A 13893-nucleotide genomic window follows, 5' to 3' on the forward strand; every position below is an offset into this window, starting at 1 on the left:
CAATGGTGGTGCTGAAAACGGGTCCGCGATGGGCGGATACTGATGTATTCGTACCACATTGTTGCCGAATTGCGACAATTCCGCGGCGCCGCCGCCGCGGCGGAGCGGCGCATCCACAGCTCTGGCGGTGCGTGTCGTGATCTGATCGGTCAGCAATCGTACCGTCTCTGGACGGAATTGGACAAAGGCACCGGCATCGTCATTCGCGAACGAGGGTGAGCCTTGACGCAGATCAAGGGTGCGCGGTGGCCGCTCGCGCCAATGTGGCTCATTGCCCGACCGGAGTTCCGCCCATGAAGGCTGTGGCCGTTGAAGAAGCCGTTGCGATGATTCCCGCTGGCGCCAGCGTGATGGTCGGCGGCTTCATGGGCATTGGAACACCGGAGCGCTTGCTCGATGAACTGGTCCGGCAGCAGAAGACCGGATTGTCGGTGATCTGCAACGATGCCGCACTACCGGGTAAAGGCGTCGGCAAGTTGTTTGACGCATCGCTCGTGTCGCGTCTGACCGCGACGCATATCGGGCTCAATCCCAAGGCCCAGCAGCAGATGCTGGCGAACCAGATCGAGGTCGATCTCGTGCCGCAAGGCACCCTCGTCGAGCGCATCCGGGCCGGTGGTTGCGGCCTGGGCGGCGTCCTGACGCCGACCGGCGTCGGTACCGTTGTCGCCGAAGGCAAGCGAGAGATCGAGATCGAGGGCAAGCCGTTCCTGCTGGAGACGGCGTTGACGGCGCAATACGCGCTGCTCCACGCGTTTCTCGCCGACCATCTCGGCAATCTCGCTTATGCGCTGACCGCACGCAATTTCAACCCGATCATGGCGATGGCGGCCGATACGGTGATCGTGACAGCCGAGCACATCGTACCAGTCGGCGTGATCGCGCCCGACCATGTCATGACGCCGGCGCCGCTCGTCGATTACCTCGTTATGAACGGGTGACCCATGGACCCGCAGATCATTATCGCCCGCCGCGTCGCCAGGGAGCTCCGCGAGGGCAACCTCGTCAACCTCGGCATCGGCATCCCGACGCTGGTTGCGAACTACGTGCCCTCCGATCTCAAGGTTTTCTTTCAATCGGAGAACGGCCTGATCGGCACCGGGCCCATTCCCGAGCCGGGAATGGCGCATCCGCTCCTGACGGACGCCGGCGGACGCCCGATCAGCGCGCTACCGGGAGCCAGCACATTCGACAGCGCGATGTCGTTCGGGCTGATCCGCGGCGGCCATGTCGACGTCACCGTGCTCGGCGGCCTCCAAGTCGACGCGCAGGGCCGCCTCGCCAACTGGATGATCCCCGGCAAGATGGTGCCCGGCATGGGCGGGGCGATGGACCTCGTCAGCGGTGCCAGGCGGGTGATCGTCGCCATGCAGCACGCGGCCAAGGGCAAGTCGAAGATCGTCGCCAAATGCACCCTGCCCCTGACCTCGGCGCGGTCGGTCGATCTCGTCGTCACGGACTTGGCCATGATCGGCTTCTCCGGCGGCAAGGCGACGCTGCTGGAGACCGCGCCCGGGGTCAGTGTCGGCGACGTCATGGCGCTCACGGAAGCCGAGCTGGCTGTTCCCGACAACGTCCCGGAAATGAACGTCTGATCCGTCGGCGGCCTCAATCGATGATGTGATAGCCGCCGTCGATGTAGAGCACGCCGCCCGTGATCAGCTTGGCGCCGTCGAGCGCGAGGAACGCGGTGGCATTCCCGACATCGTCGATGCTGACGAGACTGCGCGCCGGCGCCTTCGACTGCGCCTTGTCCATGAGCTCATCGAACTCGGGAATCCCCGAAGCCGCGCGGGTGGCTAGCGGACCCGGCGAGATCGCGTGCACGCGGATGCCCTTCGGGCCGAGCTCCGCGGCGATATAGCGGACCGAGGCTTCCAGCGCGGCTTTCGCGACACCCATCACGTTGTAATTCTCCACCACCATCTGGCTGCCGTAATAGGTCATGGTGAAAAGCGTGCCGCCGTTCTTCATCAGCGGCTCGGCGAGATGAGCCATCCGCAAGAACGACCAGCACGAGACGTCCATGGTCTTGAGGAAGCCGTCACGGCCGACGTCGACGACACGGCCGTGCAGCGCTTCCCTCGGCGAGAAGGCTATGGAATGAAGCATGAAATCGAGCTGCCCCCATTCCGACGCGATGCGCTCGAACACCGCCTCGGTCTGCCCTTCGGCCATCACGTCCAGCGGCATGAAGATCGGCGCTTCCACCGCCTGCGCCAGCGGCTGGACATGCTTCTTGGCGCGGTCGTTCAGATAGGTCACCGCGAGATCAGCACCGAGCGCACGAAACGCGCGCGCGCATCCCCAGGCGATCGACTGGTCGTTGGCGATGCCGACGATCAGTCCCTTCTTTCCCTTCAGGGCGACCTTGCTGTCCGGAAATACTGGGATCATGACACCCTCTTAGGTCTCGTGTTGATCAACTGACCGTCCATCAATAGCGATAGCGTATGCTGTGCGATCATCAGCTCCTCGTCGGTCGGAATGACGTAGACGGGGACGCGGCTGTCGGCTGCCGAGATCAGGGGCGCATGGTGAGCGTTCTCACCGGCATCGAGGCGGACGCCGAGCCAACCGAGCTGCTCGGCGATACGTGCGCGGATCGATGCCGAGTTCTCCCCGATGCCGGCAGTGAAGACGAAGGCATCCAGGCCCTGCAAGGCGGCAGCCAGCATGCCCGCGTTGAGGCCGATCCGGTAGACGAAATGGTCGATTGCGAGCCGCGCACGCGGGTCCGTGCTCGCTTCCAGCTCGCGCATGTCGTTGCTGACGCCGGAAAGCCCCTTCAGACCGCAGTCCCGATAGAGGAAGTCTTGCACCTTCGCGGCTGGCATGCCCTTCTCGGCGATGAGATAGAGGATGACCCCGGGATCGATCTGCCCTGGACGCGTTCCCATCGGCAGCCCGTCGAGCGCCGTGAACCCCATGGTACTCTCGACGCTGCGCCCCTCCTTGATCGCGCACATCGAGGCGCCGCTGCCGAGATGGGCAACGATGACCCGCCCCTTGGCGATCTTGGGCGCCACGCCGGGCAGCGCGCGGGCGATGTATTCGTAGGAGAGCCCGTGAAAGCCGTAGCGCCGCACACCCTCGGCATAGAGCTGCTGCGGAATCGCGTAGTGATCGGCGACGAGATCATGCGTGCGGTGAAATGCCGTGTCGAAGCACGCCACCTGCGGCAGCCCAGGGAAATTCGCGAGCAGCGAGCGGATCGGCGCGAGATTGTGCGGCTGATGCAGCGGCGCCAAGTTGACAAGGCGTTCGAGGCGGGAGACGACGCCGTGGTCGATCAGGACCGGGCGGACATGGTCCGGCCCGCCATGAACGACGCGATGACCGACCGCGATCGGCGTAATCCGAAGCTCGTCGCGCAGCCAGTTGCCGGCAACCGACATGGCGGCGGGCACATCGGGCACAGCTTCAACCGAATAGGCGCGATCGGCCAGCGCATCGCCGCTCGCAGCGCTGGCGCGCAGGCGCGGGCGGCTGCCGATGCCGTCCATCTGTCCCTTGATCTGACGCCGGAGCGCACCGTCGCCCAATGCCGAATAGACCTGAAACTTGACGCTCGAAGAACCGGCATTGACGACCAGGATCGTGTCCATAGCGATCACGCGGCCACTGACGGCGCCTTCTGGCGCCGGGCGCGCGCGTAGAGCGCCGCCACCGCACAGGAGGCCATGCGCGCACGCGGCGTATCGGCGCGCGACGTCAGGACGACGGGTACCCGCGCGCCAAGGACAATGCCGGCACCATCCGCCTTGGCGAAATAGGCGAGATTCTTGGCCAGCATGTTGCCGGACTCCAGATCTGGAACGACCAGGATCTGTGCACGACCGGCGACCTCGGACTCGATGCCCTTGATGCGTGCCGCTTCCGGGTCGATGGCGTTGTCGAACGCCAGGGGACCGTCGAGCACGCCACCGGTGATCTGGCCGCGATCGGCCATCTTGCAGAGGGCGGCGGCTTCGATGGTCGAGGGAATTTTGGACGTCACGGTCTCGACCGCCGACAGGATCGCCACGCGCGGCGTTCGGCCAAACCCGGCCTGATTGTAGAGATCGATCGCGTTCTGGATGATGTCGCGCTTGGCATCGAGATCGGGAAAGATGTTGATCGCGGCGTCGGTGACGAAAATCGTCTCGGCATAGGTCGGGACATCCATGACAAAGACATGGCTGATGCGCCGATCCGTGCGCAGGCCGCCAGTCTTTGCCGTGACCGCGCGCATCAACTCGTCGGTGTGAAGGCTGCCCTTCATCAACAGCTCGCCTCTGGCGGCATGGATGAGCTCCACGCCCTTGGCCGCGGCGTCGTCACTGTGGGCAGCATGCACGATCTCGAAGCTTGATACGTCCAGATCGAACCTCGCGGCGGTGTCCATGATCTTCCCTTCCGGCCCGACCAGGATCGGACGGATGATCCCCGCGCCGGCGCTGTCGATCGCCCCGCGCAGCGAAGTCTCGTCGCAGGGGTGCACGACGACGGTCGATGTCGGGGGCGCAGCCCTCGCCGCCGCGATCAGCCGGTCGTACTTGCCGCCGGTCTCGTGCGTCATATCGGCCGACATGAGGTCACTCCCGCTTTCGCCAAACCGCGCTACGACGCTCTTGCCTGAGGATCGAATGGCGCGACGTTCGACGTCATGTCGCCCTCTCCGTCCAGGCCAAACAACTCGGCGACTCGCCTCAGGCGATTGGCGCGCTCGCCGGTGATGTCCGCGCTTGCCGAGAGCACCTCGCGCATCGCCGCGAAGGCCGCGCGCCGCCGGTTCATGTCCTCGGGCAACAACCTTGGAATGGCCGCCACGGCGCCCTCGCGGTCGAGCAGCAGCATGAAGAACTGCTCGCGTACCAGCATCTTGAATTCGGACAGGGTCATCCGGGAGCCGGCATGGTCGCGCCTGACCTGGCGCAGCGCCTCGATGCTGCGCTCGTCCACCATGCCGCGCGCGGAGCCGACATAGAGCAGCGCGCGGATAGCAGCCTCCCGCAGGCCGCCGTCACCAATCTTCGCCCTCAACTCCGCAATCCTGCTTTCGAGCATGGCGCGATGCTCGTCCGACATCTCGCGGCGCCGTGTCGGCACGGCGTTGGGGTCGATGCCGACCGCGGCCTGGAGCGCAGGTGAGCCATAGACGTTGAGGAAGAGGGTCTCGCTCAGCGCCTCCTGGGCATCGCGCCAGCTATCGAGCGCATGCACAATCTGCTTCGACACCTGCTCCTGGAAGGCCAGGAACGGATTGTCCTGCGATACCGGCCTGCGCGTCTCTTCGGCGCGATCGGCCGCCGCCTTCACCATGGACATCCATGGATTCTGACTGCTGAAAGCCTCATATTGCATGCGCAGCGGATGCATGCCGCGCGCCCAGTTGGCCGCCTCTGGCGTCACCATCTTCTTGATCCAGGGCTGCACGAATTTCTGATAGGCTGCAAGATTGAGCTCCGAGATGCGCTTGGCGGTGGCGAACCGCCGCTCGTCCTCGGGGGAATTGCCGCCCATGGCCCGGATGTCGCCGAGCGTACGGGCCTCGCAACGCATTACCCATTGTCCCGTTGCAAGGTCGGCGTTGAGCGTCTCGCTGCCCCTCGCCTCGAACGTCGCCTCGTAGAGCCCGGGCGGGAGCACGTCGATCAGGTCGATGTTGCTGGAGAATTCGGCATGCTCCTTGTTGGCGACGCCGCCGGACACGAAGATCCCGAGATGACCGATGCTTTCGTGAATGGTGTAAACGATGGTCTGGCCATATGCCCTGATCTCATCGACGTCGGCGTAGCAGTCGAGGATCCAGTCCAGCGCCTGCTGCGGCGGGGTGACGTTGTCGCCCTTGGAGCAGAACACCACGATCGGCGAGCGGATATTGCGCAGGTCGACCTTCTCCCCGTCCGACATTTCGATCCGGCCAGCGGCGAGGTTGTTGCCGATGAACAGTTCGTCGACGATGAACTGGATCTCTTCGGCATTGAGGTTGACGTGACCGCCCCACCATCGCTCGAAGTCCAGATAACGGTCGGCCTCGGTGTCGACTTTGGAATAGACGTTGTATTGCTTGGTCCAGAGCGTGTTCGAGGGGTTCTGGTTCTCGAAATTCTGCACCAGCCAGGCGCCGTCGAACTTGCCGGCACCGAGATCGCTCGTCAGCGCCGTCAGCCAGCTTCCGCCCAAGAGGCCGCCGGAATAGCGCATCGGATATTTGCCATGGACGCCCGCCCAATAAGCGAGCGGCGCGCCGGCGATGATCAGCGGTCCGAACAGCTCCGGCCTTAGCGACGCCAGGATCATGATCGCCCAGCCGGCCTGACAATTGCCGATGACGCAAGGCTTGCCGTCGGCGTCGGGGTGACGGCTGATGACAGTTTCAAGAAACTTCGCTTCGGCTCGCGCAATGCGCTCGATCGTCTGGCCGGGCATGGGTTCGGGCAGAAACCCGATGAAGTAGCAGGGATGTCCCGCCTTCATCGCGACACCGATTTCGCTGTCCGCCTTGAAGCCGCCGATGCCGGGACCATGGCCGGCGCGCGGATCGACGACGACGAACGGCCGCCGCCTCATGTCGATCGCGACATTCTTGGGCGGGATGATGCGCACGAGCGCGTAGTTGACAGGCTCGTCGAGTTTGCGGCCGTCCGTAATCAACTCGGCGGCATATTGCAGCACATGCGGTGCGGTCTGCGCGACGTGCTCGCGATATTGGTCGCCGCGCTGTCGCATGATATCCAGAAACAACACGCTCCGCTGTCCGGCATCGACCAGATACTCCACGGCGGAGGTGACCAACCCCGACATGGGACCGGCAGGCAGCTTCAGATTTTCCATCGCAATCTGACCTCGTTGTCGTGCGAGGCCAGTCAAGGAGAGATGTCACCGGCGACGTTGACATAGGTCAACGGTCGGCGGTTCCGGGCATAGCGGACGCCAGAACCTTAGAACCTTCTAGAGGTAGATCGATAATGTCAGACGGGGAACTGTTTCCGGCCCTTCCGGCTTGACCCGGCATGGATAGGTTCTTCCTGGCGATAATGGTTTCTGCCGTTCTGCTGCTGATCGTGGCGTCCGATCTGCTGGTCAACGGTCCTGGTCTGCAGGAGCCGACGACAGACGTCGCGCGCCTGGTGCCGTCGACCGAACGACTGTTCAGGTGATGGATTGCCGTCGCGGGCGGCTGAATGCCTCACCCTTGTGTGACCGCGGAACATGTGTGACCGCGGAACATTTCGGCCCCCTTCCGACTTCAGCTCACCGCGTCAGCCAAAACGGCCAGCGCGATCCGGACAGGCTCAGCTCCGCTTTGGTAGGGGGAGCTGAGCCACCGTCCGCGTAATCGCGTTTGGCGTTTGTCGCGAGGGAACTAGCCGCCGCTGCGATAGACCTGGATATCGAGATCCCGGATCTTCTTGCGCAGCGTGTTGCGGTTGAGGCCGAGCAGGTCGGCGGCGCGGATCTGGTTGCCGCGGGTGGCGGCGAGCGCGGCCGTGAGCAACGGCACCTCGATCTCCTTGAGGATGCGGTGATAGAGGCCGGGCGGCGGCACGCCGTTGGGAAAGCCCTGGAAGTGCGAGGACAGATAGGCCTCCACGGCGCCGCCGAGATTGTCGACGCCCTGCTGGACCGCGGCACCCGGGCTGACCGAGGGCGGCGCGAGCTCGCCATCGATGACGGAAGCCGTGATCACGTCCTGCGGATAGAGCGCGGCGAGGCGCCGGGCGAGGTTTTCCAGCTCGCGCACGTTGCCGGGCCAGCGGTGTTGCTTCAGCCGCTCCAGCGCCAGCACGTCGAGCTTCTTGGGCGGCAGGCCGTCCTTCTCGGCCAGCGCGAAGAAGTGACGGATGAGATCGGGCAAATCCTCGATGCGCTCGCGGAGCGGCGGCAGCCGCAGCGGAACGACGTTGAGGCGGAAGAACAGATCTTCCCGGAACAGGCCCTGCTGGATCAGGACGCGCAGATCCTTGTTGGAGGCCGCGACGATGCGCACGTCGGTCTTGATCGGGGTGCGGCCGCCGACGGTGGTGTATTCGCCCTGCTGCAGCACGCGCAGCAGACGGGTCTGTGCCTCCATCGGCATGTCGCCGATTTCGTCGAGGAACAGCGTGCCGCCCTCGGCCTGCTCGAACCGGCCTGAGGCGCGGGTGTTGGCGCCGGTGAAGGCGCCGCGCTCATGGCCGAACAGTTCGGATTCGATGAGGTCGCGCGGGATCGCCGCCATGTTGACCGCGACGAACGGGCCGTTGCGGCGCTTGCCGTAATCGTGCAGCGCGCGGGCCACCAGCTCCTTGCCGGTGCCGGACTCGCCCGTGATCATTACCGTGAGATCGGTCTGCATCAAGCGCGCGAGCACGCGGTAGATTTCCTGCATCGCGGGCGAGCGGCCGACCAGCGGGATCGCCTCCATCTCGGCGTCCTCGTCCGGCGTCGAGACCCGCTCCTTCGGCTCGGCCAGCGCGCGGCCGACGATGGCAATCAGCTCCTTGAGGTCGAACGGCTTCGGCAGATATTCGTAGGCCCCGCGCTCGGAGGCGCGGATCGCCGTCATGAAGGTGTTCTGCGCGCTCATGACGATGACCGGCAGATTCGGCCGCATCTTCTTGATCCGCGGCAAGAGGTCGAAGGCGTTTTCGTCCGGCATCACCACGTCGGTGATGACGAGATCGCCCTCCCCCTGGCTGACCCAGCGCCACAGCGTTGCGGCATTGCCGGTCAGCCGCACTTCATAGCCGGCGCGGGACAGTGCCTGATTGAGAACGGTGCGGATGGCGGTATCGTCATCGGCCACGAGAATGCTACCTGCGGGCATCGTTAATCCTCATTTCGCCCCCTGTGACGCAGGCGACGGCTTCCCGGCAGAGTCGGCGCGACTGCTTTGATCGGCATGTTTCACCGATGTGGAATACATCGGCATCAGCACGCGGAAGGTGGTCTTGCGCGGCTGAGATTCGCATTCGATGATGCCCCCGTGATCGCCGACGATCTTGGCGACCAGCGCCAGGCCGAGCCCCGAGCCGGTCTGCTTGGTGGTCACGAAGGGATCGAACAGGTTGGGCAGAAGATCGTCGGGCACGCCTGGTCCGTTGTCCTTCACGCAGAATTCGAGCGGCAAGGATACCCGGGATTTTTGACCGGGGACTGACAGGCGCACGCCGGGGCGGAACGCGGTGGTGAGCTGGATCTCGGCGTCGGGGACGTCGATCAGGGCTTCTGCGGCGTTCTTCACGAGATTGAGGAACACCTGGATCAACTGGTCCTGGTTCGCCAGCACCGGCGGCAGCGAGGGATCGTAGTCCTCGATGAAGCGGATGTTGCGGGCAAAGCCGGATTGCGCCAGCCGCTTGACGTGGTCGAGCACCGAATGGATGTTGACGGGGCCGCGCAACACGGGACGCTCGTCGCCGAACACCTCCATGCGGTCGACCAGCGTCACGATGCGGTCGGCCTCGTCGCAGATCAGGCGCGTCAGCATGCGGTCCTCGGACGAGGCCTGCTGCTCGAGAAGCTGCGCCGCGCCGCGGATGCCGGAGAGCGGATTCTTGATCTCGTGCGCCAGCATCGCGGCCAGTGCGATGACCGAGCGCGCCGCGCTGCGATGGGTGAGCTGGCGGTCCATCTTGTCGGCGATGGAGCGCTCCTGCAGCATCACCACGATATGGCCGGGCCGCTCGGTCAGCGGCGCGACATGCAGATCGACCTGGCGGTCGCCGCCCATGCGCGGCGTGCCGAGATCGACCTTGTATTCGTTGACCGGCGAATTCGACGAACGCACCTGCTCGATCAGCGCCAGCAAGGGGCTGCCGAACGGCACCAGCTCTTTCAGCGACTGCCGCTTCAGGAACTGCGTCGAGATGTCGAAGAAGGCTTCGGTCGCGATATTGGCGGCGACGATCTTGCCGTCCGGCCCGATCATGAGCACGGGATTGGGCAACGCATCCAGGATCGCGTCGCTGTCGGCGGGCCGGCGATGGTCAGCGGCGGAGCTCATGCAGCAGCGCTCCATCCGAAATCGTCGAAGGCATCCTGCAGCGACTGGTGGACGAGGCGCGGATCTTCCGAGGTCAGGATCTTCTGGCGCCAGGATTTCAGCTTCTCGACCGGAGCGCCGCTCGCAGCCGCGGCGACGTCGAGCGCCCAGCCGAGATGTTTTCGGGCGTGCTTGAGGCCTACGCGCAGGCCGTAAAGCGCGCAGACGCCTTCATAAAGCGTGCGGACGTAATGCAGCTGGGTGGCAAGCGTCGGCATGGCCTCAGCCACCCCGCCGTTCAGGCGGCGCCCGATCTGGCCGGGCAGCCAGGGTTGGCCCTGTGCGCCGCGGCCGATCATCACGGCATCGGCGCCGGAGGCCTCGAGCGCCGCAAGCGCTTTCTCGTAGGAAGTGATGTCGCCATTGACGACGAGTGGAAGGCAGGTGGCCTCGCGCACGGCGCGGATCGCATCCCAATCGGCCTCACCCTTGTAGAACTGGCTGCGGGTGCGGCCATGCACCGTGACGAGCTTGACGCCGGCGGCTTCCGCGCGCCGCGCCAGTTCCGGCGCGTTGCGGCTGCGGTCGTCCCAGCCGAGCCGCATCTTCAGCGTCACCGGCACCTTCACCGCCGCGATAGTCGCATCGATCAGGCTGACGGCATGGTCGAGGTCGCGCATCAAGGCCGAACCGGACTGGCCGCCGGTGACGTGGCGGGCCGGACAGCCCATGTTGATGTCGATGATGTCGGCGCCCTCGGCTTCGGCGATCCGGGCACCCTCCGCCATCCAGTGCGTCTCGCACCCGGCGAGCTGGACCACGTGCGGGCCGATCCCGGTGGCTTCGCAGCGCAACCGGGACATCCGGTGGCCGCTCGCGAGCTCATCGCTGGCCGTCATTTCGGACACGACGAGACCCGCGCCAAGCTCGGCAGCCAACCGGCGGAAGGGCGAGTCCGTCACCCCCGACATCGGTGCCAGGAAGACCGGGGTGGCGACATCAATATCGCCTATTTTCAACGGCTTAGAGCCGGATGCTGCCGAACCGGTCACAGGGGTCTCGTTGACTGGGCAGGGCCTCATCGCGCCTGCCATGACCTATCTTGCGCACAATTCTTGTGCAGTCAAGCGTCATGCCTACAGTTTAGACAATTCTGCAAATCTTTCAAGTGCAGTGCAGCAAAATGCTGTTTCCAACAATCCGGGGAAACCCCCTTTTTTTGCGGGCCTGCCGTGCTAGAGGCATGCGGCAATCACCCCACTCCCCGACTCTTCATCACCAACCGAGTATTCGAGTCCTATGGCGAAATCACAACGCACCGCAGTCGTCCTCGTGGCAGCCGGGCGTGGACTGCGTGCAGGCGCCGGCGGGCCGAAGCAATATCGCGAGATCGGCGGCGTGCCCGTGATCTATCGCGCCATGGAAACCTTCAGCCGCCACGCCGACGTGTTTGTGGTGCAGCCGGTGGTGAACCCCGATGACAGCGCCATGTTCACGGCCGCGGTCGCGGGGCTCAAGCATGAGCCGCCGACCAATGGCGGTGCGACCCGGCAGGCCTCGGTGCTTGCCGGCCTCGAGGCGCTGGTCAAGTACGAGCCCGACATCGTGCTGATCCACGACGCCGCGCGCCCCTTCGTCTCGGAAGGATTGATCTCGCGTGCGATCGAGGCGGCGAGCCGCACTGGCGCTGCGATCCCCGCCGTTCCCGTCACCGACACCATCAAGCTCACCGGCGATGGCGGCAATGTCGAGGGCACGCCGGACCGCGCGCGCCTGCGAATCGCGCAGACGCCGCAATCCTTTCGTTTCGACGTCATCCTCGAAGCGCATCGTCGCGCGGCGAAGGACGGCCGCAGCGATTTCACCGACGATGCCGCGATTGCCGAATGGGCGGGATTGACGGTTGCAACCTTTGAAGGCGATGTTGCCAACATGAAGCTCACCACTCCCGAGGATTTCGTGCGCGAGGAAGCGCGCCTGGCTGCCCAGCTCGGCGATATCAGGACCGGCACCGGCTATGACGTGCACGCCTTCGGCGAAGGCGACCATCTCATGCTCTGCGGCGTGCGCGTGCCGCACACCAAGGGTTTTCTCGCCCATTCCGACGGCGACGTCGGCCTGCATGCGCTGGTCGATGCCATCCTCGGCGCGCTCGCCGACGGCGACATCGGCTCGCACTTTCCGCCGAGCGATGCGAAGTGGAAGGGCGCCTCTTCCGAACAGTTCCTGAAATACGCCATCGAACGCGTCACCCAGCGCGGTGGCCGCGTTGCCAATCTCGAGGTGACCATGATTTGCGAGCGGCCGAAGATCGGCCCGCTGCGCGACACCATGCGCGCGCGCATCGCCGAGATTTCCGGCGTCGACATCTCGCGCGTCGCGGTGAAGGCGACCACCAGCGAGCGGCTCGGCTTCACCGGCCGTGAGGAAGGCATCGCGGCCACCGCGAGCGCCACCATCCGTCTTCCCTGGAGCGTCTAGGCCATGGGCGGCAGCGACGCACGCGCCCTCTCCCGCTCGCTGCTCGACCTGTGCCGGATGCGCAAGCTGACGATCGCGACGGCTGAATCCTGCACCGGCGGCCTCGTCGCCGGCGCGCTGACCGATATCCCCGGCTCCTCCGATGTGATCGACCGCGGCTTCGTCACCTATTCCAACGACGCCAAGCGCGCGATGCTCGGCGTCGAAGCCGGCACGCTCACGAACTTCGGCGCCGTCAGCAAGGAGACCGCGACCGCGATGGCGGTCGGCGCGCTGGAGCGTGCCGGCGTCGATCTCGCCGTCGCCATCACCGGCATTGCCGGTCCCGGCGGCGCGACGCCCGGCAAGCCGGTCGGTCTCGTGCATTTCGCCGTCGCCGCGCGCGACGGCCGCATCATCCACCGCGAGCATCGCTTCGGCGCGATCGGCCGCAGCGCGGTCCGCGCCCGTTCGGTGGTCGAGGCGTTGCGCATGCTGATGGATCTGGCCCGCGGCCCGCAAGTTGCCGCCAAGCCGAAACGCGCCGCCGCAGTCACCCGCTTGCGCCCGCGCGTGACACGCTCGCCGCGCCGACATGTGGCCAAACGCCGGACGCCACGGTCGCCGCGGGGCTGAGCACCCCCGCTTACACCTTGCGCGCAATCACACGGATCGCAGCCAGATTGGCGCGATGCTGCTCGAACACCCGCCGCATTGCCAGCACCCGGCGCCGCGCCGCCCGATCCAGCAGCAGGTTCCTGGCGAGCCGCAACGCGCCCACCAGGCCCTCGTCCTGCACCAGGCGCCGGGGTCGGAGCAGATGCATCGGCGCGAACTCGACCGCCTCGATCTGAAAGCCGACGCTCTCCAGCAGCCCTCTCCATCCTTCGCCGGACAACGGACGTGCCCCGACATGGATGGCGCCGGAGAGCGCGCGATCGATCGCCTGCCTTTGGCCGAACGGCATGTCGTCCGGCGTCACGGCGAGCTCGTGGATGCCGTAACGCCCGCCGGGGCGAAGCAGCCGGAATGCCTCCGCCGCGATGCGGCGCTTCTGCTCCTGGGTCTGCATGCTCAACATCGCCTCGCCGATCACGATCGACGCAGAGCCGGCCGGCAGGGTCGTCTGATCGGCGGTCCCGACGACGACCGAGACGTTTCCCTTCGCCGGAAGCTGCCGGCTCGTCCACGCGGCAGCCTGCGCATCGCGCTCGACGCCGACATAGCGCCGCGGGCCTCGCTCCAAGATCAGGCGTGCGGTGACGCCGAGCCCCGGCGCAAACTCGACGACATCATCTTCGGCGCCGATCACCAGCCCGTGCAGCAGCGCGCGCGTCAGGCCAAGCCCGCCGGGACGCAGCACGCGCTTGCCTAGCCGGGCCAGCAGCCAATGGCCCGGCATCTTCGCCACGTCGAGATCAGCGCCCGGCAGTTCGACCGATGGCATCGTGTGGTCTGCAATCGTGGGTGTCTCCTTTGCA

General features: G+C 65.6%; 14 protein-coding genes. 6 read left to right on the forward strand and 8 right to left on the reverse strand.

Annotated features, from left to right (window positions below):
• The first annotated feature begins 42 nt into the window (after positions 1-42).
• From GDN70_RS35530 to GDN70_RS20800, 3 genes are all read left to right on the forward strand, one after another.
• Complete coding sequence (locus GDN70_RS35530) at positions 43-219, forward strand: hypothetical protein (RefSeq protein WP_240536267.1); 177 nt, start codon at positions 43-45, stop codon at positions 217-219.
• 74 nt (positions 220-293) lie between these two features.
• A complete protein-coding gene (locus tag GDN70_RS20795; RefSeq protein WP_028144672.1) occupies positions 294-941 on the forward strand; it encodes a CoA transferase subunit A in 648 nt (215 codons plus the stop codon).
• A gap of 3 nt (positions 942-944) precedes the next feature.
• On the forward strand, positions 945-1595 hold the full coding sequence (locus GDN70_RS20800; protein ID WP_038970305.1) for a 3-oxoacid CoA-transferase subunit B: 651 nt from the start codon (positions 945-947) through the stop codon (positions 1593-1595).
• 13 nt (positions 1596-1608) lie between these two features.
• Here the strand turns inward: GDN70_RS20800 and fabI are convergent, their stop codons facing one another.
• The 4 genes from fabI to GDN70_RS20820 are packed head-to-tail and all read right to left on the reverse strand — an operon-like array spanning position 1609 to position 6819.
• Complete coding sequence (fabI, locus tag GDN70_RS20805; RefSeq protein WP_038970304.1) at positions 1609-2397, reverse strand: enoyl-ACP reductase FabI; 789 nt, start codon at positions 2395-2397, stop codon at positions 1609-1611.
• Positions 2394-3608 (reverse strand): acetate/propionate family kinase, encoded by a 1215-nt coding sequence (locus GDN70_RS20810; RefSeq protein WP_038970303.1) that lies wholly within the window; start codon positions 3606-3608, stop codon positions 2394-2396. Before GDN70_RS20810 ends, fabI begins: the two co-directional genes overlap by 4 nt.
• Positions 3609-3613: 5 nt before the next feature.
• Positions 3614-4573 (reverse strand): phosphate acetyltransferase, encoded by a 960-nt coding sequence (locus tag GDN70_RS20815; RefSeq protein WP_038970302.1) that lies wholly within the window; start codon positions 4571-4573, stop codon positions 3614-3616.
• A gap of 29 nt (positions 4574-4602) precedes the next feature.
• Positions 4603-6819: a DUF3141 domain-containing protein gene (locus GDN70_RS20820; RefSeq protein ID WP_173015844.1), complete on the reverse strand. Its 2217-nt coding sequence runs from the start codon at positions 6817-6819 to the stop codon at positions 4603-4605.
• Positions 6820-7022: 203 nt separating this feature from the next.
• Between GDN70_RS20820 and GDN70_RS35685 the strand changes: the two genes are divergently transcribed.
• On the forward strand, positions 7023-7145 hold the full coding sequence (locus tag GDN70_RS35685) for a hypothetical protein (RefSeq protein ID WP_256379429.1): 123 nt from the start codon (positions 7023-7025) through the stop codon (positions 7143-7145).
• 206 nt (positions 7146-7351) lie between these two features.
• On the opposite strand, the gene ntrC is transcribed toward GDN70_RS35685, so the two are convergent.
• Genes ntrC through dusB form a run of 3 tightly spaced genes read right to left on the reverse strand, consistent with a single transcriptional unit; the run spans position 7352 to position 10971 of the window.
• The gene (gene ntrC, locus GDN70_RS20825; RefSeq protein ID WP_028144677.1) at positions 7352-8794 is read right to left on the reverse strand and encodes a nitrogen regulation protein NR(I); all 1443 of its coding nucleotides are present in this window, start codon (positions 8792-8794) and stop codon (positions 7352-7354) included.
• Positions 8795-8803: 9 nt separating this feature from the next.
• Complete coding sequence (locus tag GDN70_RS20830) at positions 8804-9973, reverse strand: nitrogen regulation protein NR(II) (RefSeq protein ID WP_038946751.1); 1170 nt, start codon at positions 9971-9973, stop codon at positions 8804-8806.
• Positions 9970-10971, reverse strand: a complete 1002-nt coding sequence (gene dusB / locus GDN70_RS20835) for a tRNA dihydrouridine synthase DusB (protein WP_173015956.1) — start codon at positions 10969-10971, stop codon at positions 9970-9972. Before dusB ends, GDN70_RS20830 begins: the two co-directional genes overlap by 4 nt.
• 280 nt (positions 10972-11251) lie before the next feature.
• Between dusB and GDN70_RS20840 the strand changes: the two genes are divergently transcribed.
• Complete coding sequence (locus tag GDN70_RS20840) at positions 11252-12433, forward strand: bifunctional 2-C-methyl-D-erythritol 4-phosphate cytidylyltransferase/2-C-methyl-D-erythritol 2,4-cyclodiphosphate synthase (RefSeq protein WP_152102990.1); 1182 nt, start codon at positions 11252-11254, stop codon at positions 12431-12433.
• Positions 12434-12436: 3 nt separating this feature from the next.
• Positions 12437-13048, forward strand: coding sequence for a CinA family protein (locus GDN70_RS20845; RefSeq protein WP_038946748.1), 612 nt, complete (start codon positions 12437-12439; stop codon positions 13046-13048).
• Between the two features lie 10 nt (positions 13049-13058).
• Here the strand turns inward: GDN70_RS20845 and GDN70_RS20850 are convergent, their stop codons facing one another.
• Positions 13059-13859: a class I SAM-dependent methyltransferase gene (locus tag GDN70_RS20850; protein WP_095424171.1), complete on the reverse strand. Its 801-nt coding sequence runs from the start codon at positions 13857-13859 to the stop codon at positions 13059-13061.
• Positions 13860-13893 lie beyond the last annotated feature (34 nt).

Source organism: Bradyrhizobium sp. TM102 (assembly GCF_009176685.1).
Lineage (GTDB): Bacteria > Pseudomonadota > Alphaproteobacteria > Rhizobiales > Xanthobacteraceae > Bradyrhizobium > Bradyrhizobium ottawaense.

What these genes read in the sequence shown, in the direction of transcription:
- fabI (WP_038970304.1), bottom strand. Translation starts at nt 2,397, where the DNA reads ATGATCCCAGTATTTCCGGACAGCAAGGTCGCCCTGAAGGGAAAGAAG.
- GDN70_RS20850 (WP_095424171.1), bottom strand. Translation starts at nt 13,859, where the DNA reads ATGCCATCGGTCGAACTGCCGGGCGCTGATCTCGACGTGGCGAAGATG.
- GDN70_RS20820 (WP_173015844.1), bottom strand. Translation starts at nt 6,819, where the DNA reads ATGGAAAATCTGAAGCTGCCTGCCGGTCCCATGTCGGGGTTGGTCACC.
- GDN70_RS20840 (WP_152102990.1), top strand. Translation starts at nt 11,252, where the DNA reads ATGGCGAAATCACAACGCACCGCAGTCGTCCTCGTGGCAGCCGGGCGT.
- GDN70_RS20845 (WP_038946748.1), top strand. Translation starts at nt 12,437, where the DNA reads ATGGGCGGCAGCGACGCACGCGCCCTCTCCCGCTCGCTGCTCGACCTG.
- GDN70_RS20830 (WP_038946751.1), bottom strand. Translation starts at nt 9,973, where the DNA reads ATGAGCTCCGCCGCTGACCATCGCCGGCCCGCCGACAGCGACGCGATC.
- GDN70_RS20800 (WP_038970305.1), top strand. Translation starts at nt 945, where the DNA reads ATGGACCCGCAGATCATTATCGCCCGCCGCGTCGCCAGGGAGCTCCGC.
- GDN70_RS35530 (WP_240536267.1), top strand. Translation starts at nt 43, where the DNA reads ATGTATTCGTACCACATTGTTGCCGAATTGCGACAATTCCGCGGCGCC.
- GDN70_RS20810 (WP_038970303.1), bottom strand. Translation starts at nt 3,608, where the DNA reads ATGGACACGATCCTGGTCGTCAATGCCGGTTCTTCGAGCGTCAAGTTT.
- GDN70_RS35685 (WP_256379429.1), top strand. Translation starts at nt 7,023, where the DNA reads ATGGTTTCTGCCGTTCTGCTGCTGATCGTGGCGTCCGATCTGCTGGTC.
- GDN70_RS20795 (WP_028144672.1), top strand. Translation starts at nt 294, where the DNA reads ATGAAGGCTGTGGCCGTTGAAGAAGCCGTTGCGATGATTCCCGCTGGC.
- ntrC (WP_028144677.1), bottom strand. Translation starts at nt 8,794, where the DNA reads ATGCCCGCAGGTAGCATTCTCGTGGCCGATGACGATACCGCCATCCGC.
- GDN70_RS20815 (WP_038970302.1), bottom strand. Translation starts at nt 4,573, where the DNA reads ATGTCGGCCGATATGACGCACGAGACCGGCGGCAAGTACGACCGGCTG.